The following is a 22,359-nucleotide window of genomic DNA, read 5'->3' as shown; positions in this document are numbered from 1 at the left end:
GATCGAGGTCATCGCTTCGCGGGCAGCACCGGACCGCCCGGGGACTGCCCGGGCCGGATCGTCAGGGTGGGGCGCCGCCCGCTAGGGGGCCGGCGGCGAAAGCACGGTCGCATACATGTCGGTCACCTTACAGGGGGCTTTCCTGGTTACAGGGCGGCTTTCGTGGGCTCGCGGTCCGCCGGCAGCGGTTCGGCCGCGGCCTGCGGGGCCGGCCGGGAGGACTGCGCGATGAAGGCGCCGCCCAGCACCAGGGCACCGCCGACGGTCTGCCAGGTCGAGAGGTGCTCGCCGAGCAGGATCCAGGCCAGCACGGTGGCCACGACGGCCTCCAGGAAGGCCACCACACCCGCGACCTGGGGCGAGAGCCTGCGCACCGAGACCACACCGGTCACGTAGGCGAAGACGGTCGCGACGAGCACGACCCAGCCGAGCAGCGCCGGCGCGGGCACCAGGGTGCCGCCCACGGACGCGTCGCCGCCCAGCACCGCCCAGTCGATCTCCCACGGCCGGGCGATGACCGTCATCACCAGGGCGCCGATGAGCATCCCGTAGGCGATCACCCCGAGCGGGTCGGGGGCGTCCTCCCCTTCGGCCCCCTGGTCGGCGAAGACGAAGTAGAAGGCCTGGCAGCAGGCCGCGGCGAGACCGAAGAGCACGCCGAGCAGGTCCAGGCTCAGGCCGGCCCAGATCTCGACGACGCAGGCCAGGCCGACGACGGCCACGGCCGCGCCGGCGGCGGCCCCGCGCGTCACCGGCTTGCGCTGCACGAACCGGATGTAGCCGAGCAGCAGCGCCGGGCCCAGGTACTCCAGCAGGAGGGCCACACCGACCGGGATCCGGGACAGCGAGGCGAAGTAGAAGGCCTGCACGCCCGCGACGGCGACGAGACCGAAGCCGGCGAGCAGGGCGGGCCTGCGCACCAGGAGGTCGCGGTGGCGCCAGGCGAGCGGGGACAGCACGAGCGCTGCGCCGGCCACCCTGAGCCAGACCATGTGGAGGGGGTCCAGACCCGCCTCGATCAGCGGCTTCGCAGCCACTCCGGAACCACCGAACGCGAACGCCGAGACGAGGGCGAGGCCCAGTCCGGCGTTTTTCCCTGACGCTTGCATCCGGCCATCATGACAGGGCGAGTCAGGAGCGTCACTGCTGTGACACCTGTTGAGACAGACCTGAGATCACGCCCGCCGGTCCCCATCGGATCTGACAGGTCGTCAGTATTGAATGTTCCGGTCGCCGGGGCTACCTTCCGCCGCACGTACCCGACGAGAAGGGGTGGTCGCATGGCCGAAGTCACCGCGGAATCACGCATCGAGGCGTCCGCCGCGAAGCTCTGGTCCCAGCTGACGGACTGGGACGCGTACGGGCAGTGGAGCATGACCCACACGAACTTCCCGCAGGGCGGTCCGCAGGCCCTGGCCGTCGGATCGACCTTCGCCGAGAACATGAAGATGATGGGGTTCCCGGCCGAGGTCCTGTGGACCGTCTCCGAGCTGGAGGACGAACGCCTCTTCGCCATCACCGGCAAGGGCCCGATGGGCGTGGCCGTCCTCACCCGGTACACCCTGACACCGGACGGCGGCGCCACCACCGTCCGCATCGACGGCGAGTTCACCGGGGCAGCCGTCTCGCTGATGGCGGGCAAGCTGAAGGACTCGGCCACCGCCGCCCTGAACGAGTCGCTGCGCAAGCTCGCCGGCCTGGTCGCCTGACCCCGGCCGCACCCACCGCGTACGAAGGCGGCGCGCCCCGCGACGAGAGGCCGCGGCGCGCGCCGCCGCCCGCGGGGGCAAGTCCGGGCCACCCGGGCCGCCCGGGCCGTCGCGGCTCAGTGCTCGTCGGCCAGGATCAGGTAGAGCTTCTTGCGGGCGTCACCCAGGACCGCGAGCGCCTTCTCCCGCTGCTCCGGCGAGCCGGTCCTGACGACCTGCCCGAACGCCTCCATCAGGGCGGCTCCGGCCTGCCGGGCCTCGTGCACCGCCTCGAAGTCGAAGCCCCGCCCGGCGTCCGCCCAGGGGGCGTCCGGCCCCGCCTCGGCCTCGGCGCGGCCGGCTTCGGTGAGCGTGAAGAGCTTCTTGCCGCCTTCGCTCTCGCTGCTGATGAGGCCTTCGTCCTCCAGCAGGTTCAGGGTCGGGTAGACCGAGCCCGGGCTGGGCTTCCAGGCCCCGCCGCTGCGCTCGCCGATCTCCTGGATCATCTCGTAGCCGTGCATCGGCCGGTCGGCGAGCAGCGCCAGGATGGAGGCGCGTACGTCGCCGCGCCGGGCCCGGCCGCGCGGCCCCCCGCGGCCGCCGCGCCCGCCGAACGGCCCCGCACCGAACGGCGGTCCGAACGGGCCGAAGGCCGCGCGGAATCCCTGGAATCCCTCCCGACGGTCCGGCCCGCAGTGGCCGTGGCCCCGTCCGTGCTCGTGGCCGTGCTGTCCGTGCTGTCCGTGCTGACCACGTGAACGCATGACTGCGCTCCTTTCGTCACGTCGTGTCCGTGTCATCGGTTCCGATGCAACCACTATCGATGAGCGCTCGCGATACGTCAACGATATATCGGAAGCGAGGGGATCGAACAGCCTCGGAGGAGGCCAGTCACCCCCGATTGGCCTTTGTCGACGATCAAGGAACCGCCCTAACGTCGGTCCATGCGCATCCGAATCGTCGACGCCTTCACCGACCGCCCCTTCCACGGCAACCCCGCCGGGGTCCTGCTCCTCGAGGGCGGCTTCCCCCCGGACGCCTGGCTCCAGCAGGTGGCGGCCGAGGTGAACCTCTCCGAGACCGCCTTCGCCCACCCCCTCCCGCCCGGCGGGGACGCCGACTGGGCGCTGCGCTGGTTCACCCCGGCCGCCGAGGTCGACATGTGCGGCCACGCCACGCTCGCCACGGCCCATGTGCTGGCCGCCGGCGGACTCGCCGAGGGGCTGATCCGCTTCTCCGCCCGCTGCGGTCTCCTCACCGCGGAGACCGCCGAGGACGGCACGATCACGATGGACTTCCCGACGTCCTCCCTGACCCCGGTCCCGGCGCCGCCCTCCGTGGACCACGCGCTCGGCGGCGCGCCGATCCTCTCCGTCCACGACACCGCCGCGCACATCGGCGACCTCGTCGTCGAGCTCGCCGACGAGAAGACGGTCCGCGAGCTGGAGCCGGACCACGGCGCCCTGCGCGCCTTCGCCAGGCGGGGCGTGATCGTCACCGCCGCCGCCGAGGACCCCTCCCGCGGGTACGACTTCGTCTCCCGGGGCTTCTTCCCCGCCTTCGGGATCGACGAGGACCCGGTCACCGGCAGCGCCCACACCGCGCTCGCGCCTTTCTGGGCACAGCGCCTGGGGCGTACCGAACTGACCGGCCTCCAGGGCGGGGCGCGGCAGGGACTGGTACGGGTGACCCTGGCGGGCGACCGCACCCTGCTGACCGGACACGCCGTGACCGTCCTCGACGGGGAGCTGCTCACCGCCCCCTGACCGGACGGATGGGGACGGCCCGGCACCGGCGGGGCGGGGCGGGTCAGCCCGTCGGCCCGCCCCGCCGCCCGCGGGCCGCCTTCGACCGTTCCTTCGCCTCCGCCTTCGCGCGCGCCGCGACCCGCCGCGCCCGCTCGTTGTCCACCCAGGCCTCCGAGTCGATGCGCTTGCGGTAGACCTGCCCCGGTTCGGCAGCGCCCAGGTGCACCGTCCACCACCACAGGACGGCCGACACCACGAAGAGGCAGAACGCCGTCAGCAGGTACGAGGCGACCTCCTCGGACTCCGGTACGCCCTCGTTGTGCATGAAGCCGGGTACGCCGGAAACGAGCGCGTTCACCCACCACGCGAGCGCCAGGTTGAACAGGACCAGGGAGATCCAGTAGGCGACCCGCACGCTCCTCGCCGCGCCCTTCACCTCGCCCAGCAGCAGCAGGCGCCGCAACGAGACGGGCCCCGTCCGGTGACGGCCGCCGGTGTCCGCCTTGGCGCGGCGCACCGACGCGTAGAGGTCGTCGAGCCACCGGCCCGGCTCCGGATCGGGGGCCGGGGCGTCGGTCGGGGCCAGCTGTTTGGCCTGGATCCAGCCGGAGATGAACTGGATCTCCAGCTGGGCCTTCTCCAGCCGCCGGCGGTAGTGGTGGTCCGCGCTGCGCGCCTCGCGGTGGTCCCGGATGAGGAGGCTGGCCCCGCCCACCAGGCCGCTGACCACGGGCACCAGGAACGGGGCGAACGACACCAGGGAGTCCATGACAGCCACCGCGCGGTCCTCCTCACTCCCCCCAGCGTCGCACCGGCGCGGCCCGCGGCCACGCCATGCGGGGCCGATCGGGTGCGCCGCGCGTCACGGCGTCGGCAGCCAGCCCACCTCGCCCGCGAGCAGGGCGTACCCGCCGAAGGCCACGATGTCGAGCAGCGCGTGCGCGGCGACGAGTGGCCCGACCCGTCCCCAGCGGCGGTAGGCCAGCACGAAGACGACGCCCATGACCACGTTGCCGATGAAGCCGCCGATGCCCTGGTAGAGGTGGTAGGAGCCGCGCAGCAGCGAACTGGCCGCCAGCGCCGCCATCGGCGACCAGCCGAGCCGGCCGAGCCGGCGCAGCAGGTAGGCCAGCACGATGACCTCCTCCACGACCGCGTTCTGGATCGCGGAGAGGATCAGCACGGGGAACTTCCACCACACGTCGGGCAGGGCCTCCGGCACCACCGTGAGGTTGAAGCCGGCGGCGCGCGCCCCCAGGTAGAAGGCCAGCCCCGCGCTTCCGATCCCCGCCGCGACGAGGGCGCCACGGCCCAGGTCCCACAGCGGCCGGGTCCGGTCGAAGCCGAGCACCCGCAGCCCGGGGGCGCCCTCACGGGTCAGCAGGTGCGCCACCAGCAGCACGGGGACGAGCGCGCCGGCGATCCCGAACAGCTGCCAGGCCAGGTCGAGCCAGGGCCGGCCGGGGGCGTAGGAGCCGTTGAGCGTGGCGGCCTGGTCCTTCAGGCCGCCCGGCTTGGTGAGCGAGCCCAGGAAGCTGATCAGCGCCGAGACCCCGCTCGCGCCCAGCGACAGCGCCAGGACGAGCAGGGTCTCGGTGCGCAGGAGGTTCCGCCGCCCCTCCTCGCCCAGCTCCACGAACACCGGCTCCGGCTCAGCCCGCACGACCGACTCCCGTCCTGCCATCCCGTTGCGACCACCCCATACTGCCTCGTCGGCCGGGCGGGTGGATCACCGAGGGTGGATTCGCGGGAAGCCGGCAGGGGGCCGCCGGGCGCGGCCACGGTGGCGGCGCGGGGGCTCAGCGCCGGGCGGGCACCGCCGCCCTCACCTCCTCCGTGAGCCCCACGGGCCAGGTGTGCACGGGGTCGCCCCTGTGCATGAGTTCGCTGTAGCGCCGGGTGGTGGCGGCCAGCGCCTCGTCCCGGTCCAGGCCCGCCGCGAGCGCCCGGTGGTAGGTGTCCACCTGCCACGTCGCACCGTTCACCCGCCGCCGGCAGCGCTCCTCGATGATCCCGAGGTAGTGATCGCGGTCCGCGGGTTCGATGCCCCAGGCGTCCAGGCCCGCCGCGGCCATCGGCAGCAGTTCGTCCAGGACCAGACGTACCGCCGGCACGCTGACCAGGCCGCCGGCCCGGCCGCGGCGGGGCCACCGCAGCCGTGCGTCGATCCCGTACCGGCAGGCCGCGTCGAAGTTCGCCTCCGCCTCGGCGAAGGGCAGCCGGGTCCACACCGGGCGCGGCTCGTCCGCGAGGGTGCGGACGAGCCCGTAGTAGAAGGCGGCGTTCGCGACGACGTCGGTGACCGTCGGTCCGGCCGGCAGCACCCTGTTCTCCACGCGCAGGTGCGGCACCCCGTCCGCCACGCCGTAGACGGGCCGGTTCCAGCGGTAGACGGTGCCGTTGTGCAGGACCAGTTCCTGCAGGCGCGGCACCCCGCCTTCGGCCAGGACCCGCAGCGGCTCCTCCTCGTCGCAGATGGGCAGCAGGGAGGGGAAGTAGCGGACGTTCTCGGCGAAGAGCTCGTACGCCGAGTCCACCCACCGCTCGCCGAACCAGGTGCGCGGCCGCACGCCCTGGGCCTGCAGCTCCGGCGGCCGGGTGTCGGTGGCCTGCGTGAACAGCGGCGGCCGCGACTCCCGCCACAGCTCGCGCCCGAACAGGAAGGGCGAGTTGGCGCCGACGGCTATCTGCGCGGCGGTCACCGCCTGCGCCGCGTTCCACACGGCTGCGAAGCGGGCCGGCGTCACCTGGAGGTGCAGCTGTACGGAGGTGCAGGCGGCCTCGGGCACGATCGACCCGGAGGTCCAGATCAGCCGCTCGACACCGTCGATGTCGAGCGTGAAGTCCTCGCCGCGCATCATCAGGATCTGCTCGTTCAGCAGGGAGTAACGGTCCACCGCGGAGAGGTTCGCGGTGACCAGGTCCGCGCGGGAGATCGTCGGCAGGATGCCGATCATCACCACCCCGGCGTCGATCTCCGCGGCCTGCCGGTGGGCGTAGCCGAGCCCCGCGCGGAGTTCTTCGGCGAGCCGGTCGAATACCCGCCCGCCGAGCCGGTGCGGAAGAACGTTCACCTCCAGGTTGAACATTCCCAGTTCGGTCTGGAAATCGGGGCTGGCAATCCGCTCCAGCACCTCGGCATTCACCATGCGCGGCAACCCGTCGGTTCCCGCGAGATTCAGCTCGATCTCCAGCCCCATCATGTTCTTCGGGCGATCGAACCTCTTCTCCGCCAGAAGTCGCTCCAGTCCCTCCAGACACTCGTGGAGTTTCCTTCGATACCGCTGCCGATCGGACAGGTCGAATCCTCCCGCCACGACCTTCTCCCCCATCGAAGCGTCCCTCCTCGAGTGGGCCTGGCCCCGGGGCACCCAGGCGCGCGTTACGGTCGATGATGCCCCGGCATCGTGATCCATAACGCGGAGGGGGCGTGCGTGGCGAGGAGCGCGCGCCGGGTTGGCCGAAGGGCGCTTCGGCACATTCGCCTGGCAAGTCGCCTCACGCAAATTCATCTTGGCATTTGCCCGCCCTTGAAAACAGGTTCTTTCCAGCCGAGCCCCCTTCCGGTAACCTCCGAGGTCAGCGCGGCACGTTCGCGCTCATCCGGCATGAATGCCATGTCAGCGGGACCGGTAAGCGCCTTGTCGGCAATAGGCGGGACAGCTAGCCGAAACACTGCGTGAACACATGTCGTATAAACTCCGCAAACGAGGCAGAGAGTTGGCGCGCGGCCATTGCCCCTCGGCCCCCCTCTGGCCCCAGAATGCGACAGCGCCGTCCCGCACCTGCCCCCGTTCCACAGGTCTCCCAAGTGAGAGGCGACCCACCATGCCGCTGCATGTCCCCCCGGCTCCCGCACCCGCCCTGCGCAGCGTCCTCGCGGCACTCGGTTCCCCCACCGCCGTCCATGAGGCGCATACCCCGGCCCTGCGCGCGATCCAGGGGCCGCTGACCGCCGAACTCCCCCTCCCGGTCCACGTCCTCGACCGGCTGAACCTCTCGGACCTCGCGTCCGCCGGCCGGCCGCCCCGAACACGGCTCGTGGGCTGGCGGTTCCTGATCCGCAGCGGGGAGCGCCACGTCGCGGCGGCGGACACCCGGCTGACGCCCGACGGCTGGACCTTCTCCCACTTCTTCGAGGGCCCCTACGTGGCCGCCACCGAGCGCGCCCTGCGCCAGGCCGAACTGCTCGCCACCGGCTACCAGCCCCGGCTGCTCTCCGTACCGGAGCTCTACATGCTGACCCTGTGGCTGCACGGAGCGGTGGGCGCGGACGCCGCCGCCGGGCTGCCCGCCGGCGAGGACCTGCTGGTGCCGCTGGCACCGGCCCCGCCCGGCATCGCCGCGTACCGGCCGCATCCGGTCTCCGAACTGCTGCCCGTGCTGACCCACCGGCTCACGCCGGCGACCGCGCCGGTCCCGCCGTCGCTGGCCGCGCCCGCCGCCTGACCCGATTCACCCATCCGGCCTAGTCCCCCCGGGCCACCTGTGAACCATCCGAAATGACAGGGGAGTTGGCCTGAACCGCCCGCACGAGTGATGCGTCATCAATCCATGAGGACAGCTGCAGGGAAATCCCTGCGAAGCGGCTGTCGTGGGGGAACACTGATGACAAGCGCCCCGCGGCTGCGGGGACGACCCAGGGGGACGGCCATGAACCAGGTATCGAGCCGTAGCACACAGACCACACCGCAGCGAAAGAACGCATCCATGTGCCAGCACCAGCCAGCCTGCCCGTCTGCCGAATCCGCCGACCGGGAGGCCGCGCGCCCCGTGGCCAACCACCCGGAACAGGGCTGGAGCCTGCTGTGCAACGGCGTCCTGCTCTTCGAGGACACCGGTGAGCTGCTCCCGGACGGGCAGATCATCGCCCCGCACCGCCCGCTCGCTGCGGCGTAGACGACGACTAGGACGACGAAGGGGCCGGCCCGGAGGATTCTTCCGGACCGGCCCCTTCGTCATGTCGTACGACGGCCGTCAGAGACGGGCCGGCGCCTCAGTTGTCGTACTCGTCCAGCGGCGGGCAGGAGCACACCAGGTTCCGGTCACCGAACGCACCGTCGATGCGGCGCACCGGCGGCCAGTACTTCTCGGCGGCCGTGACCCCGCCGGGGAAGACCGCCTCGTCCCGGGTGTACGGGTGGTTCCACTCGCCGCCCAGCGCGGCGGCCGTGTGCGGGGCGTTGGCCAGCGGGTTGTCGTCCGCCGGCCACTCGCCGCCCGCGACCCGCTCGATCTCGCCGCGGATGGCGATCATCGCGTCGCAGAACCGGTCGATCTCGGTGAGGTCCTCGGACTCCGTCGGCTCGATCATCAGCGTGCCGGCGACCGGGAAGGACATCGTCGGCGCGTGGAAGCCGTAGTCGATCAGACGCTTGGCGATGTCGTCCACGCTGACGCCGGTGGCCTTCGACAGCGGGCGCAGGTCGATGATGCACTCGTGCGCGACCAGGTTGCCCGGGCCGGTGTAGAGCACCGGGTAGTGCGGCTCCAGGCGCTTGGCGATGTAGTTGGCGCCGAGCACCGCCACCTGGGTGGCGCGCTTGAGGCCCTCGCCGCCCATGAGGCGCACGTACGACCAGGAGATCGGCAGGATGCCGGCCGAGCCCCACGGAGCGGCCGAGATCGGGCCGACGCCCGTCTCCGGGCCGGCGGTCGGCTGGAGCGGGTGGTTCGGCAGGTACGGGGCCAGGTGCGCCCGGACGCCGACCGGGCCGACGCCGGGGCCGCCGCCGCCGTGCGGGATGCAGAAGGTCTTGTGCAGGTTCAGGTGCGAGACGTCGCCGCCGAAGTGACCCGGCTTGGCCAGACCCACCAGGGCGTTCAGGTTGGCGCCGTCGACGTAGACCTGGCCGCCGGCGTCGTGCACCTGGGCGCAGATGTCCGCGACGTGCTCCTCGAACACACCGTGGGTGGACGGGTAGGTGATCATCAGCACGGCGAGCTCGTCGCGGTACTGCTCGATCTTGGCGCGCAGGTCGTCCGCGTCCACCTCGCCGTCGTCGGCGGTCTTGACGACGACGACCTTCATGCCGGCCATTACGGCACTGGCGGCGTTGGTGCCGTGCGCGGAGGACGGGATGAGGCAGATGGTGCGCTGCTCGTCGCCGTTGGCGCGGTGGTAGGCGCGCACGGCCAGCAGGCCGGCGAGCTCACCCTGGGAGCCGGCGTTCGGCTGGATGGAGACCTTGTCGTAGCCGGTGACCTCGCAGAGACGTTCCTCCAGCTCGTGGATGAGCGTGAGGTAGCCCTCGGCCTGCTCCACCGGGGCGAAGGGGTGCAGCTGGCCGAACTCGGGCCAGGTCACCGGCTCCATCTCGGTGGTCGCGTTGAGCTTCATGGTGCAGGAGCCCAGCGGGATCATGCCGCGGTCCAGCGCGTAGTCCTTGTCCGAGAGCTTGCGCAGGTAGCGCAGCATCGCGGTCTCGGAGCGGTGCTGGTGGAAGACCGGGTGCGTCAGGTAGGCGTCCGAGCGCAGCAGGCCCTCGGGCAGCGTGTCGTCCGCGGACCCGTCGAGGGCCTCGATGTCGGCGGTGACGCCGAAGGCGGCCCAGACGGCCTCGATGTCGGCGCGCAGGGTGGTCTCGTCGCAGCTGATCGAGACGAGGTCCGCGTCGACCCGGTGCAGGTTGACCCCGCCCTCGCGGGCGGCGGCGACGACCTCGGCCGCACGGCCGGGAACCCGGGCGGTGACCGTGTCGAAGTAGGAGCCGTGCACGATCTCCACCCCGCCGGCCTGCAGGCCTGCGGCGAGCAGCGTGGCGTAGCGGTGGGTCCGGCGGGCGATCGTCCGCAGGCCGTCCGGGCCGTGGTAGACGGCGTACATGCCGGCCATGACGGCGAGCAGCACCTGCGCGGTGCAGATGTTGCTGGTGGCCTTCTCGCGGCGGATGTGCTGCTCACGGGTCTGCAGGGCCAGGCGGTACGCCTTGTTGCCGTCCGCGTCCACCGAGACGCCGACGAGGCGGCCGGGCAGCGAGCGGGCGTGCTTGTCCTGGACGGCCATGTAGCCGGCGTGCGGTCCGCCGAAGCCCATCGGGACGCCGAAGCGCTGGGTGGTGCCGACCGCGATGTCCGCGCCGAGGGCGCCCGGGGACTTCAGCAGGGTCAGGGCGAGCAGGTCGGCCGAGACGGTGACGATGGCACCGAGCTCGTGCGCCTGGTCGATGACCGGCTTGATGTCCCGGACGGCGCCGGAGGCACCGGGGTACTGGAGCAGGACGCCGTAGACGCCGCGCTCGGCGATCTCGGCGGGGATGCCGTCGGAGAGGTCGGCGACCACGACCTCGATGCCGATCGGCTCGGCGCGGGTCTCGATGACGGCGACGGTCTGCGGCAGGGCGTCGGCGTCGACGAGGAAGACGTTGCCCTTGACCTTGCCCACGCGGCGGGCCAGGGTCATGGCCTCGGCGGCAGCGGTGCCCTCGTCGAGCAGCGAGGCGCCGGAGGTCGGCAGGCCGGTGAGGTCGGCGACGACGGTCTGGAAGTTCAGGAGGGCCTCGAGGCGGCCCTGCGAGATCTCCGGCTGGTAGGGCGTGTACGCCGTGTACCAGGCCGGGTTCTCCATGACGTTGCGGAGGATCACCGGCGGGGTGAAGGTCCCGTAGTAGCCGAGACCGATCATGGAGGAGAGGACCTGGTTGCGGTCGGCGAGGGAGCGGAGCTCCGCGAGCACCTCGGCCTCGGTCCGCGCCTCGGGCAGGGCGAGGGCATCGGCGGTCTTGATCACATCCGGTACCGCGGCGGCGGTCAGTTCGTCCAGGGAGCCGTAGCCCACATGGGCGAGCATCTTCGCCTGCGCCTCGGCATCCGGGCCGATGTGGCGCTGTTCGAAGGGGATGCCTCGCTCCAGCTGGGAGAGCGGAATGCGGTTGGCGGTCATGTACGGAGGCCTCCTGGTCATATGACCTGCGAGGGGCACCACGGCGCGGGCACCCGGACGGCCTCCCCCTCTGTCATCTGCACCTGAGAGTTTCACCGGAGTCACGGGGGTCTCCCGCGGGATCCGGCTTTCACCGTCGGTGAGGAGGGGGACCGGCACTGCGCCCGGTACCCGCCCTGCTTTCCAGAGTGGCCTCGTCCGTGCGGTACGTATGCCTGAGAGATTCCGGGGAGGATTTGCTCCTTCGGCGCCTCCGTCTTGCTCACTCGGAGGACTCTCCCGCACAGGGTCGACAGCCGTCACCCAGACTACCAGCGGGGTTCAAGGGGCTCCCCGAGTGGCCTCCGCTGCCGAAATGCACTTCTGTAGTCATTGGGGAGAAGTTGCGACCATATGGAGGGACCGTGCAGACCGACATCGATCCGCGCAGCCTGATCGGCCGCAAGGCGTTCGACCGCAACGGTGCCAAGATCGGCACCATCGACGAGGTCTACCTCGACGATGCCACCGGTGTCCCGGAATGGGCCGCCGTCCGTACCGGCCTGTTCAGCCGGGACGCCTTCGTCCCGCTGGAGCCGAGCGAGGTGGTCGGCGAGACCCTGCGGGTGCCCTTCGAACGCTCCCTCATCAAGGACGCACCCGACTTCGGCGTCGGCCGCCACCTCTCTCCCGAGCAGGAACTCCAGCTCTACCACCACTACGGCCTGGACACGACCCTCCCGTCCGACTTCCACCGCGACTTCGGCCGCCTGGCGGGCGACGAGGGCTGAGCCGCGGCCCGGCGCCCCTCATCCGGTCGTGTCCCCGACCAGCGGCAGCGGGTCGGACGGCTCCAGGTCGGGGTCGTCCACCCGGAAGGTCCGCACCCGGCCGGGCTCCGATCCGGGCTGCTCGAACCGCACGGTCACCCGTCCGACCCCACTGCCCTGCACCCATCCCGGCCCGTACAGGACGTGCCGTACGTCGCTCCCGGCCGCCCAGCGGCGCTCCGGAGCCTCCTGGGGCTCCCCGGGAGGCTCCGGCGCCTCAGGAGCCGCGGAGGCCCCGTCCGCCGCCTCCAGCCCGGTTCTCCCCGCCGCAGCTCCCGTACGGTCCTCACCGCCGGCACCTCCCGCACCGCCGGCACCTCCCGCACCGCTCGCCGCGTCCGCCGCCTCCGGCCCGGCGGCGAGGGACTGGGCGAAGAGGTCCTCCTGCGTGTAGTCCGCGAGCCCCGTCACCCCCACTCCCAGCAGTCGCACCCCGCCCGTGGTGTCCACCGCCTCCAGCAGCCGCGCGGCCGCCTCCCGCACCACTGCCGGATCGTCCGTGGGCCCGCGCAGCGTCTCGGACCGCGTCAGCGTGGAGAAGTCGTACCGGCGCACCTTGAGCACGATCGTCCGCCCCGAGTGCCCGGAGTCCCGCAGCCGCGTCACGCACCGGTCGGCGAGCCGCTGCACCTCGCCCCGGATCCGCACCCGGTCGTGCAGGTCCACGTCGAAGGTGTCCTCGACCGACACCGACTTCGCGTCCCGCTCCGCGACCACCGCCCGGTCGTCCAGCCCCAGCGCCATCCGGTACAGCCCCGCGCCGTGGGCGCGCCCGATCATCCGGACCAGCTCGTCCTCCCCGGCCTCCACCAGCTCCCCCACCGTGGTGATCCCGGCGCGGCGCAGGTGCTCCCCCGTGGCAGGCCCCACCCCGGGCAGGGTCCGTACGGACATCGGCGCGAGCAGCGCGCGCTCCGTGCCCGGCTCGATCAGCAGCAGCCCGGCGGGCTTGGCCTCCTCGGAGGCCACCTTGGCCAGCATCTTCGACCCGGCCAGCCCCACGGACCCGCTGAGCCCCGTGGCGGCCCTGATGTCGGCCCGCAGTCGCTCGCCCGTCGCCCGCGCGGAGTCCGAGTCGAAGGCGACCCCGCCCGCCTCCAGGTCCACGAAGGCCTCGTCCAGGCTGAGCGGCTCCACCAGCGGTGACAGCTCCCGCAGCATGGCCATCACCACGTCGCTGACCTGCCGGTAGAGGGTGAAACGCGGGATCAGATAGGCCCCGTTCGGGCAGAGCCGCCTGGCCTGCGCCGTCGGCATCGCCGAGTGCACCCCGAACCGCCTGGCCTCGTACGAGGCCGTGGCGACGACCCCGCGCGGCCCGAGTCCGCCGACGATGACGGCCTTGCCGCGCAGGCTCGGCTTGGACGCCTGCTCCACGGAGGCGTAGAAGGCGTCCATGTCCAGATGCAGGATGGTCGGAGCGGCTCTCACAGCACCGATGCTGCCCTACGCCACTGACAATCCCGTGGCCCGGTCCGCCCGCTCAGCCTGCGCGGTTGCGACGGGCGGCCAGCTCGTCCGTCGGGTTGTGCCCGACCAGGGTCTCGCCGGTGTCCACCCGCTCGCCGTGCAGCTGCGACAGCGCGCTCTGCACGTCGCGCCGGACCACCCCCACGGCGATCCCGAAGACGCCCTGCCCGCCCTGGAGCAGGCTGACGACCTGATCGGTCGAGGTGCACTCGTACACCGTGGCGCCGTCGCTCATCAGCGTCATCCGCTCGAGGTCCGAGAGCTCGCGGTCGTGCAGGTGCTGCACGGCCGTGCGGATGTTCTGCAGGGCCACACCGGTGTCCAGGAACCGCTTGACGATCTTGAGGACGACGACGTCGCGGAAGCTGTAGAGGCGCTGGGTCCCCGACCCGTGCGCGGCCCGCACGCTGGGCTCCACCAGCCCGGTGCGCGCCCAGTAGTCGAGCTGTCGGTAGGTGATGCCGGCCGCGGCGCAGGCCGTCGGTCCGCGGTAGCCGATCTGCTCGGGCGCCGGGCCGTCACCCACCGGCCCGACCGGCGTCGACTCCGGCTGACGGCGCGCGGATCCGACCGCAGCACCGTGCAGCGGGTACGGCCCAGCGTCACTCCGTACGGGGGTGCCCCCGGTCGTACCGTCGCCCGTGATCCTCACGCCGACCCTCCGTCCTTGACCTGCCCACCTCGAAGGTAGGCAGTCACCCGGGGTGCGTCAACGATCGCCACACTCGGCACGCCGAGTGATAATCACCCTGAGAGTGGTTTCCCGTGTCCCTTCGCGGGGAACGGCTACTCGAATGGGCCGGAGCGCCCCCGTGGACGACGGGGTCGGCGCCTCACTGCGGGCCGGTGCCGAAGTCCTCGGGTGAGATCTGGTCGAGGAACTCGCGGAACTTCTCCACCTCGTCCTCCTGCTCGTCCGGGATGGCGATTCCGGCGTCGTCCAGGACCCCGTCACTGCCGTAGATCGGCGTCCCCGTCCGCAGGGCGAGGGCTATGGCGTCGGAAGGCCGCGCACTCACCTCGACCCCGCTGGCGAAGACGAGCTCCGCGTAGAAGACGCCCTCCCGCAGATCCGTGATCCGGACCTCGGTGAGCTCCTCACCGACCGCCTCCAGCACGTCCTTGAACAGGTCGTGCGTCAGCGGCCGGGCAGGGGCCATCCCCTGCTGGGCGAAGGCAATGGCCGTCGCCTCCCCCGGACCGATCCAGATGGGGAGGTACCGGTCGCCTCCCACTTCACGCAGGAGCACGATCGGTTGGTTGGAGGGCATTTCCACCCGGACACCCACAACGTCGAGCTCGTTCACACAGCAACCCTAGGACCTGCCCGGCAGGTTTGGGTAGTCGGGGCTCCACCTCGCCCGGCGCGGTCAGCGCAACCGGACGCCGAGAGCCGTCTGCACCAAGGCCTCGTGCAGCCGGACGGAGAGTCCGGCGAGTTCCTTCATGGTGGCTTCGGCGTGTGCCCTGGTCTGCGGGTTGCGGTGCCTGCGCAGCGGTGCCACGACCTGCTCCACCAGGCCCGCCTCCCGGTCGGCGGCGGCCTTCATGGCGCGCAGGTGCCGCGGCTCCAGACCGAACCGCCCCAGGTCCGCCACGAGCCGGGCCACCGTGACCGCGTCGGCGTCGAAGCCGCCGCCCGGCGCCTCGGCGAGGAGCCCGTACGACTCCCACTCGACCAGCTGTTCCTCGTCCACGCCGACGGCCGCGAGGAGCTCGGCGCGCCCCACCCGGGCCGTGGGGGGCCGTTCCGGCGCCGTATCGCCGTAGACGGCGGCGGGGCCGGCCGGATCGGACGGATCTGCCGAATCGCCGCGCGCCGTGGGCGCCGGGATGCGGATCTGCTCCCCGCGTGCGATCGCGTCGAGCTGCTCGCGGATGACCTTCAGCGGCAGGTAGTGATCACGCTGCAGGCGCAGGATGCGGGCGAGGCGCTCCACGTCCTCCGTGCTGAACTTGCGGTATCCGGAAGGTGTGCGCCGGGGCTCGACCAGCCCCTCCGCCTCCAGGAAACGGATCTTCGAGATCGTGACTTCGGGGAACTCGTCACGCAGCGTGGTGAGCACCGTGCCGATGCTCACCAGCCGCCCGGCCGAGCCGGCGGTGCCGTTTCCGGCGCCGCCCGTCGGATTGCGCAGCATGGGACCTTCCCTCGGGTACCCCCGGACCGGGTCCGGGGGAGGGTCAGACGCCCCGCAGGCTCGCGTAGAAGACCATCCGGTACTTGCCGATCTGCACCTCGTCGCCGTTGTGCAGGGGGACGGAGTCGATCGGTTCACGGTTGACGTACGTGCCGTTGAGGCTGCCGACATCGGCAACGGTGAAGCCGCCGTCCTGGCTCCTGCGGAACTCGACATGGCGCCGGGAGACGGTGACGTCGTCCAGGAAGATGTCGCTCTGCGGGTGCCGGCCGGCCGTGGTCAGTTCGCCGTCCAGCAGGAAGCGGCTGCCGGAGTTGGGTCCGCGCCGCACGATGAGCAGGGCGGAACCGGGCGGCAGTGCCTCCACCGCGGCCTGGGCCTCGGGGGACAGCGAGGACGACACGTGCGTCTGGCCCGTCACCTCGGCCTCGTAGGCCTCCAGGCCCGAGATCGAGATGGTGGACGTGGTCTCCGAGGCACGCTCCGGCGTCAGACCCGCCCGCAGCGGCGCTCCGCAGTTGGAGCAGAACCGGCTGGCCGCATCGCTACGGTGTCCGCACCTGCTGCAAACCTGCTCGGCCGACATGGACGGCTCCTCGCGCCGCGGCTGCCCCGCGGAGGCATTGGTGGCATACGGGTCGGGGGCAAACCCTCCACCCGCACTTGAGGTTGATGGTTCACCGAAACCTATGCGGCCGGTACCGGCAGGGTCAACAGACGCGCCGTGCGCACCCGGCTCACCCGCGCCGGGGACCTCGTCACGGAACAGCGGGCGGTCACCCTGCCCTTCCGCGCCGCCGGCACGGTGCCGCGCCGCACCGCTCTCCTCGCGGTTCTTCTTGCCGAACAACTTCTCAAACAACTTCACGGGCGATTCCCCTTGACTGAAACAGACCCGCCCGTGGGGCAGGACGAACTCCGAATGCAGACACCTGCCGACCCGGACATTCTCACAACGTCCGTAACCACCAGACAGTTTCCACCACGCACCGCAACTTCGGTGCGGCGACCCCCCGCAGGCATCAGCCCGCGTGCGCCGCTCCACCCTCCACTCCGCTTCATCCCGATGACGACCGAGCGTAGTCAGGCTGCTTCGCAACCCGCAAGGCATCCACAATGATCTTCGCCGACCGTGTGACGGCCACCGTGGCCTGCTCCTTCTCCAGCGTCTGGACGACACCGCCCGGGATGTTCAGCGCGGGCTCCAGATCCTGCGGCTTGCCGATCACCTTGAACTCGTAGGGTTGTGTGATCTTCTTGCCGTCGATCCCGACCCCACCGTTCTCGTCCGAGAAGTACGAGCCTGCCACGATGCGCACCCCGTTGATCTGGATCGCCTCGGCCCCGGCGGCCCGCAGCTCCTGGAGGGTGTCCAGCAGCTGATCGGACTGCACCTGGCCGGTGGGATCAGTGATCTTGAGCGTGATGCCCGGTCCCTGTGCTGCCACCGTACCGGCCAGGATGCCCAGTTGACGTTCCTTCTCCACGGTCTGCTTGCGGGCCTCCTCGGCCTGGTTGGAGCTGCTCTCCAGCTCCCGGCGCTGGTCCTCCAGCCGCTGCTTCTCGTCCTCCAGCCGTTTGGTCCGCCCGTCGAGCTCGTCGAGGATCCGTACGAGGTCCTCCTGCCGTGCCCCGCGCAGGGCGCTGGAGTCGCTGTTCGAGCGCACCTGGATCGCCAGGCCCAGGCCCAGGACGAACAGCAGCAGCGCCACGATCAGTTGGGCCCGGCTGGCCCTCGGCGGCCACAGACCGGCGGCGAGCCGCTGCCGGCCGGTCTCCTCGGTGACCGGCTCCGCCTGCGCGTTCCCCTCCGTCTTTCCCGCTGTCTTTCCCGCTGTCTTTCCCTCTTCAAGAGGCCGTTCCGGGACGTTCGGTTCCTCCGCCGGGGTGTCGTTCGCGCCGCTCATCGCCATCACGCCCGGAAAACGTGCCGGCGGATGGCCGCGGCGTTGGAGAAGATGCGGATGCCGAGGACGACCACCACGCCGGTGGACAGCTGCGAGCCGACGCCCAGCTTGTCGCCGAGGAAGACGATCAGCGCGGCCACGACGACGTTCGACAGGAACGACACCACGAAGACCTTGTCGACGAAGATGCCGTCCAGCATGGCGCGCAGACCGCCGAACACCGCGTCCAGCGCCGCCACCACGGCGATGGGCAGATAAGGCTCCACCACGGCCGGTACCTCGGGCCGGACCAGAAGTCCGACCACCACTCCGGCCAAGAGGCCCAGTACCGCGATCACGATGCACCCTTCTGCTGCTCTGCTGCTGTGGCTGTACGTACGATCAGGCTGGAGGCGGCCGGCAGCCGGAGTTCGTCGGCCGCGGACAGGGTGGAGCGGATCCCGTAGCTCTCCTGCAGCACGTGCAGGTACTGGCCGTCCGCCGAGTTCTGGAAGGCCGGGCCGAGCCGCTTCTTGTCCCCCACCGCCAGCACCTCGTACGGCGGCACCAGCGGCCGGTTGTCGACCAGTATCGCGTCACCCGCGGCCCTGATCGCCGAGAGTTCCGTCAGCCGCTGTCCGTTGATCGAGATCGCCTCGGCGCCGGACTGCCACAATCCGTTGACGATCTTCTGCATGTCGCGGTCGCGGAGCCGGCCCGTGTCCGAGAACCCGCTGCTCTCGCGCGGCTTACCGCCGTCGCCGGTGGAGGAGCCCTTCGCGTCGTCCACCACCAGCTTGATCCCCGGGCCGCGGACCTCGGTGGCGCCGGCCAGCTGGGAGACGAGCTCGCCCTGGCTGTTGCCGGGCTGCTTGAGCGCCGCGCGCTGACGTGCGGCGACATCGGTCCTCAGCCGGTCGATGTTCTGCTCCAGGGCGTCCGCGCGCTCATCGGCGCGCTGCACCCGGTCGATCAGTTCCTGGCGCTCCTTGGCCAGCACCGGCGCGTCCACGCGTGCCTCGGCGGCGCCGAGCGTGACGACCATCGCGGCGACCACGAGTCCGGCGGCGAGCCCCAGTTTCGCCTTGAGCGTGCGGGGCATGCCGGCCGTACCGTCCGCCTCGCGCCGGGCGGTCGCCTCCGCGTAGCCCTCGTCGAGGCTGTGGTCCATCACGTGCGTCAGCAGCGACATGGAGGCGTCGGGGCGCGCTGGCACGGAAGACGCCGGAGTCCGGTTGTGGGGCGGCTGCGACATGCCGCACATCGTCGCATGTCGGCGCCGCCCACACCCAATGCGTCCATCCGGTGGGCCGGGGCCGCACACCCCGCCCCGGCCCACCGGACTTCCGCCCTACGTCATCGACCGCCCGGCACTCAGTGCCCGGCGCCGTCCACCACGCCCGCCCACTCCTCGAGCAGTGCCTGAGCGGAGGCGTCGTCGGGGCCTTCGGCCCACAGGTGCGTCACGGCCTCCGCCGGGTCCGGGAGGACCAGCGCCCACCGTCCGTCGGCCTCCACCACCCGCACCCCGTCCGTGGTGTCCACCTGGCGGTCTCCGGCCGCCTCCACGACCCGCCGCATGACGAGCCCCTTCACCGCCCACGGCGTCGGTACGTCGCGCTTGAGCACGTGCGCCCGCGGGATCCGCGCGTCGATCTGGCTCAGGGTGAGCTGGGTACGCGCCACCAGGCCCAGCAGCTGCACGAACGCCGCCGACCCGTCGAAGACGCTGCTGAACTCCGGAACGATGAAGCCGCCCCGGCCGTCTCCGCCGAAGATCGTGTTCTCGGCCCGCCCGACCCGGGTCAGGTCGTCGGGCGAGGTCGTCGTCCACTCCACCTGGGTGCCGTGGTAGGCCGCCACCTGCTCGGCGACGCGCGTCGTGGTGACCGGCAGCGCCACCTTGCCGCTGCGCTTCTCCGCGGCCACCAGGTCGAGCATGACGAGCAGCGCCCGGTCGTCCTCGATGATCCGCCCGCGCTCGTCCACCAGCGAGATGCGCTCGCCCACCGGGTCGAACCGGACGCCGAAGGCCGCCCGCGCCGAGGCCACGATCTCGCCCAGCCGGACCAGGCCGGCCCGCCGGGACTCGGCGGTCTCCGTCGGCCTGGACTCGTCGAGCCCCGGGTTGATCGTCAGGGCGTCCACGCCGAGCCGGCCCAGGAGGCTCGGCATGACCAGTCCGGCGCTGCCGTTGGTGGCGTCGACGACCACCTTGAGCCCCGCGTCGGCGATCCCCGTGGTGTCCACGCGCCGCAGCAGCGAGCCGGTGTAGGCGTCGAAGACGCTGCCGGGGAACTGCAGGTCGCCGATCTCGCCGGGGAAGGCCCGCCGGTACTCCTGGCGCGCGTACACGCGGTCCAGCTTGCGCTGCTGCTGCAGCGAGAGGTCCGCGCCCCGTTCGTCGAGGAACATGATGTCGACGGAGTCCGGCACTCCGGGCGAGGTCCGCAGGACGATCCCGCCGGCGCTGCCTCTCGCGGTCTGCTGCCGCGCCACGGGCAGCGGTACGTTCTCCAGGTCCCGTACGTTGATCGCGCTGGCCTGCAGTGCGGAGATCACGGCCCGCTTGAGCGCTCGGGCGCCACGGGAGTGGTCACGGGCCGTGGTGACGATCGCGCCCTTCTTCAGGGTCGTGGCGTACGCGCCGGCGAGCCGGACCACCAGTTCCGGGGTGATCTCGACGTTCAGGATCCCGGAGACTCCGCGCGCACCGAAGAGGTGGGCCTGTCCGCGGGACTCCCAGATGACGGAGGTGTTGACGAAGGCACCGGCCTCGATCGTCTTGAAGGGGTAAACGCGTACGTTGCCCTGAACGATCGATTCCTCACCGACGAGGCACTCGTCGCCGATGACGGCCCCGTCCTCGATGCGGGCGGCGCGCATGATGTCGGTGTTCTTGCCGATGACGCAGCCGCGGAGGTTGCTGTGGGGGCCGATGTACACGTTGTCGTGAACGACGGCCCGGTGCAGGAAGGCGCCGCTCTTGACGACGACGTTCGACCCGATGACGGTGTGCTCGCGGATCTCCACGCCGGCTTCGATCTTGGCGTAGTCACCGATGTAGAGCGGCCCGCGCAGCACGGCGTCCGGGCTGACCTCGGCGCCTTCGGCGACCCAGACCCCCGGGGAGATCTCGAAGCCGTCCATCTCGACCTCGACCTTGCCCTCGAGCACGTCGGCCTGCGCCTTGACGTAGCTCTCGTGGGTGCCCACGTCCTCCCAGTAGCCCTCGGCCACGTAGCCGTAGATCGGCCGGCCTTCCTTCATCAACTGGGGGAAGACGTCGCTGGACCAGTCGACCGAGACGTCGGCGTCGACGTAGTCGAAGACCTCGGGCTCCATGACGTAGATGCCGGTGTTCACGGTGTCCGAGAAAACCTGGCCCCAGGTGGGCTTCTCGAGGAAGCGCTCCACCTTGCCTTCCTCGTCCACGATGGTGATGCCGAATTCCAGTGGGTTCGGCACCCGGGTCAGGCACACCGTGACGAGTGCGCCCTTCTCCTTGTGGAAGCGGATCAGGTCGGTGAGGTCGAAGTCGGTCAGCGCATCACCGGAAATGACAACGAAGGCGTCATCCTTCAAGGCCTCCTCGGCATTCTTCACGCTGCCGGCGGTCCCGAGTGGCTTTTCCTCGTTGGCATAGGTGAGCTCCATCCCGAGCTCTTCGCCGTCCCCGAAGTAGTTCTTGACGAGCGAGGCCAGGAACTGGACGGTTACCACGGTCTCGTTGAGACCGTGCCGCTTGAGCAGCCTGAGCACGTGCTCCATGATCGGGCGGTTCGCCACCGGCAGGAGCGGCTTGGGCATACTCGAGGTCATGGGGCGAAGGCGTGTGCCTTCGCCGCCGGCCATCACGACGGCCTTCATGTCGGAAGAGTCCTCCTTGAGAGATGACAGTCGTACCGACTCTCACCCGCCTCGTTCGGTGACTTCGCGACTCCTCCGCGTCATCCGGCGTCGGGCGGGCTCAATCGGCCGTGGCTTCAGCCTTCACCAGGCGGCGGACTTGAACCACGTAAAGGATTCCTGCCCACCAATAGAGGGTTGTACCCCATCCCGCGAACGCCCATCCGAAAACTGACGCCAACCAGGCCAACCAGCCGCTTCCGTCACTGAGCAGGAGCAACGGGAAGGCGTACATCAGGTTGAAGGTCGCGGCCTTGCCGAGGAAGTTGACCTGCGGCGGCGGATATCCGTGGCGGCGCAGGATCCACACCATGACCAGCAGCATCAGCTCTCGTGCCAGGAGAGCTCCGGTGAGCCACAACGGAAGGATCTCGCGATAGGTCAGACCGAACAGTGTCGACAGGATGTAGAGACGGTCCGCGGCGGGATCCAGCAGCCGACCGAGCTTGCTGATCTGATTCCAGCGCCGGGCGAGCTTCCCGTCGAGGTAGTCGCTGACCCCGCTGAGCATGAGGACGGCCAGGGCCCACCCGTCGTACTCCGCGAGGATCAGCCACAGGAACAGGGGCACGCCGGCGAGGCGAGCCATGCTCAGGATGTTCGGAATGGTGAAAATTCGGTCAGTCTGAACCCGAGTCTCCTGGACCTCCACCCGGGGCCTCCACTGTGACGGTAGAAATGGTCGTTCGATGCCCCCTGACCCTACAGGAGACCACACAGGGGTCCGGAACGCAGGAAAGCCCCGCACCAGAAGGTGCGGGGCTTTCCCACAATGATTGTTCGGCGGCGTCCTACTCTCCCACAGGGTCCCCCCTGCAGTACCATC

At 71.0% G+C, this 22,359-nt stretch carries 21 protein-coding genes and 1 riboswitch; of the genes, 5 read left to right on the top strand and 16 right to left on the bottom strand.

What is annotated here, in order from left to right:
* Nucleotides 1–146 precede the first annotated feature (146 nt).
* The gene (locus IH80_RS0112160) at nucleotides 147–1,109 is read right to left on the bottom strand and encodes an EamA family transporter (protein ID WP_037879699.1); all 963 of its coding nucleotides are present in this window, start codon (nucleotides 1,107–1,109) and stop codon (nucleotides 147–149) included.
* 171 nt (nucleotides 1,110–1,280) lie between these two features.
* Between IH80_RS0112160 and IH80_RS0112155 the strand changes: the two genes are divergently transcribed.
* Nucleotides 1,281–1,709 (top strand): SRPBCC family protein, encoded by a 429-nt coding sequence (locus IH80_RS0112155; RefSeq protein WP_030959997.1) that lies wholly within the window; start codon nucleotides 1,281–1,283, stop codon nucleotides 1,707–1,709.
* A 116-nt stretch (nucleotides 1,710–1,825) separates the two neighbouring features.
* On the opposite strand, the gene IH80_RS42180 is transcribed toward IH80_RS0112155, so the two are convergent.
* Nucleotides 1,826–2,452, bottom strand: a complete 627-nt coding sequence (locus tag IH80_RS42180; RefSeq protein WP_078906473.1) for a PadR family transcriptional regulator — start codon at nucleotides 2,450–2,452, stop codon at nucleotides 1,826–1,828.
* A gap of 180 nt (nucleotides 2,453–2,632) precedes the next feature.
* Here IH80_RS42180 and IH80_RS0112145 point away from each other — a divergent pair, with 180 nt between their 5' ends.
* On the top strand, nucleotides 2,633–3,454 hold the full coding sequence (locus IH80_RS0112145) for a PhzF family phenazine biosynthesis protein (protein WP_030959994.1): 822 nt from the start codon (nucleotides 2,633–2,635) through the stop codon (nucleotides 3,452–3,454).
* A 43-nt stretch (nucleotides 3,455–3,497) separates the two neighbouring features.
* On the opposite strand, the gene IH80_RS0112140 is transcribed toward IH80_RS0112145, so the two are convergent.
* From IH80_RS0112140 to IH80_RS0112130, 3 genes are all read right to left on the bottom strand, one after another.
* A complete protein-coding gene (locus IH80_RS0112140) occupies nucleotides 3,498–4,214 on the bottom strand; it encodes a hypothetical protein (protein WP_158943415.1) in 717 nt (238 codons plus the stop codon).
* A gap of 84 nt (nucleotides 4,215–4,298) precedes the next feature.
* Nucleotides 4,299–5,099, bottom strand: a complete 801-nt coding sequence (locus tag IH80_RS0112135; protein ID WP_078906482.1) for a CPBP family intramembrane glutamic endopeptidase — start codon at nucleotides 5,097–5,099, stop codon at nucleotides 4,299–4,301.
* A gap of 136 nt (nucleotides 5,100–5,235) precedes the next feature.
* A complete protein-coding gene (locus IH80_RS0112130; RefSeq protein ID WP_030959990.1) occupies nucleotides 5,236–6,768 on the bottom strand; it encodes a glutamate-cysteine ligase family protein in 1,533 nt (510 codons plus the stop codon).
* 496 nt (nucleotides 6,769–7,264) lie between these two features.
* Here IH80_RS0112130 and IH80_RS0112125 point away from each other — a divergent pair, with 496 nt between their 5' ends.
* Both IH80_RS0112125 and IH80_RS0112120 read left to right on the top strand, forming a co-directional pair.
* Complete coding sequence (locus IH80_RS0112125) at nucleotides 7,265–7,885, top strand: hypothetical protein (protein ID WP_030959989.1); 621 nt, start codon at nucleotides 7,265–7,267, stop codon at nucleotides 7,883–7,885.
* Between the two features lie 261 nt (nucleotides 7,886–8,146).
* A complete protein-coding gene (locus tag IH80_RS0112120; protein ID WP_030009772.1) occupies nucleotides 8,147–8,335 on the top strand; it encodes a DUF5999 family protein in 189 nt (62 codons plus the stop codon).
* A gap of 97 nt (nucleotides 8,336–8,432) precedes the next feature.
* Here IH80_RS0112120 and gcvP read toward each other — a convergent pair whose 3' ends face one another.
* Nucleotides 8,433–11,318, bottom strand: a complete 2,886-nt coding sequence (gene gcvP / locus IH80_RS0112115; protein WP_030959987.1) for an aminomethyl-transferring glycine dehydrogenase — start codon at nucleotides 11,316–11,318, stop codon at nucleotides 8,433–8,435.
* A 193-nt stretch (nucleotides 11,319–11,511) separates the two neighbouring features.
* Nucleotides 11,512–11,610, bottom strand: a riboswitch (glycine riboswitch).
* Between the two features lie 112 nt (nucleotides 11,611–11,722).
* On the opposite strand from gcvP, the gene IH80_RS0112110 reads away from it, so the two are divergent.
* A complete protein-coding gene (locus IH80_RS0112110; RefSeq protein WP_030959985.1) occupies nucleotides 11,723–12,088 on the top strand; it encodes a PRC-barrel domain-containing protein in 366 nt (121 codons plus the stop codon).
* Nucleotides 12,089–12,106: 18 nt separating this feature from the next.
* Here IH80_RS0112110 and IH80_RS0112105 read toward each other — a convergent pair whose 3' ends face one another.
* The 10 genes from IH80_RS0112105 to IH80_RS0112060 all read right to left on the bottom strand — a co-directional run bounded on the left by IH80_RS0112105 (nucleotide 12,107) and on the right by IH80_RS0112060 (nucleotide 22,185).
* Nucleotides 12,107–13,558: a DNA polymerase IV gene (locus IH80_RS0112105; protein ID WP_078906471.1), complete on the bottom strand. Its 1,452-nt coding sequence runs from the start codon at nucleotides 13,556–13,558 to the stop codon at nucleotides 12,107–12,109.
* Nucleotides 13,559–13,610: 52 nt separating this feature from the next.
* A complete protein-coding gene (locus tag IH80_RS0112100; RefSeq protein WP_030959981.1) occupies nucleotides 13,611–14,249 on the bottom strand; it encodes a MerR family transcriptional regulator in 639 nt (212 codons plus the stop codon).
* Between the two features lie 181 nt (nucleotides 14,250–14,430).
* Nucleotides 14,431–14,904 (bottom strand): bifunctional nuclease family protein, encoded by a 474-nt coding sequence (locus IH80_RS0112095; RefSeq protein ID WP_007262890.1) that lies wholly within the window; start codon nucleotides 14,902–14,904, stop codon nucleotides 14,431–14,433.
* A gap of 63 nt (nucleotides 14,905–14,967) precedes the next feature.
* Nucleotides 14,968–15,738, bottom strand: coding sequence for a MerR family transcriptional regulator (locus IH80_RS0112090; RefSeq protein ID WP_030959980.1), 771 nt, complete (start codon nucleotides 15,736–15,738; stop codon nucleotides 14,968–14,970).
* 43 nt (nucleotides 15,739–15,781) lie between these two features.
* Entirely contained in the window at nucleotides 15,782–16,714 is a 933-nt protein-coding gene (locus IH80_RS42175; RefSeq protein ID WP_199819249.1) for an FHA domain-containing protein, read from the bottom strand.
* An 82-nt stretch (nucleotides 16,715–16,796) separates the two neighbouring features.
* Nucleotides 16,797–17,651, bottom strand: a complete 855-nt coding sequence (locus IH80_RS0112080; RefSeq protein WP_420708778.1) for a DUF881 domain-containing protein — start codon at nucleotides 17,649–17,651, stop codon at nucleotides 16,797–16,799.
* Nucleotides 17,651–17,983: a small basic family protein gene (locus IH80_RS0112075; RefSeq protein ID WP_007262894.1), complete on the bottom strand. Its 333-nt coding sequence runs from the start codon at nucleotides 17,981–17,983 to the stop codon at nucleotides 17,651–17,653. Before IH80_RS0112075 ends, IH80_RS0112080 begins: the two co-directional genes overlap by 1 nt.
* Nucleotides 17,980–18,888 carry a DUF881 domain-containing protein gene (locus IH80_RS0112070; protein WP_078906469.1) on the bottom strand — a complete coding sequence of 303 codons (909 nt, stop codon included), beginning with the start codon at nucleotides 18,886–18,888 and terminating at the stop codon, nucleotides 17,980–17,982. The genes IH80_RS0112075 and IH80_RS0112070 overlap by 4 nt, the downstream gene beginning before the upstream one ends.
* Nucleotides 18,889–18,998: 110 nt before the next feature.
* Nucleotides 18,999–21,494 carry a mannose-1-phosphate guanyltransferase gene (locus tag IH80_RS0112065; RefSeq protein ID WP_030959971.1) on the bottom strand — a complete coding sequence of 832 codons (2,496 nt, stop codon included), beginning with the start codon at nucleotides 21,492–21,494 and terminating at the stop codon, nucleotides 18,999–19,001.
* A 100-nt stretch (nucleotides 21,495–21,594) separates the two neighbouring features.
* Complete coding sequence (locus IH80_RS0112060; protein ID WP_030959969.1) at nucleotides 21,595–22,185, bottom strand: CDP-alcohol phosphatidyltransferase family protein; 591 nt, start codon at nucleotides 22,183–22,185, stop codon at nucleotides 21,595–21,597.
* Between the last annotated feature and the right edge of the window lie 174 nt (nucleotides 22,186–22,359).

Source organism: Streptomyces sp. NRRL S-378, assembly GCF_000720645.1.
Lineage (GTDB): Bacteria > Actinomycetota > Actinomycetes > Streptomycetales > Streptomycetaceae > Streptomyces.
The sequence above is the reverse complement of the archived record's forward strand: the minus strand, read 5'-3'. Positions and strand labels throughout refer to the sequence as shown.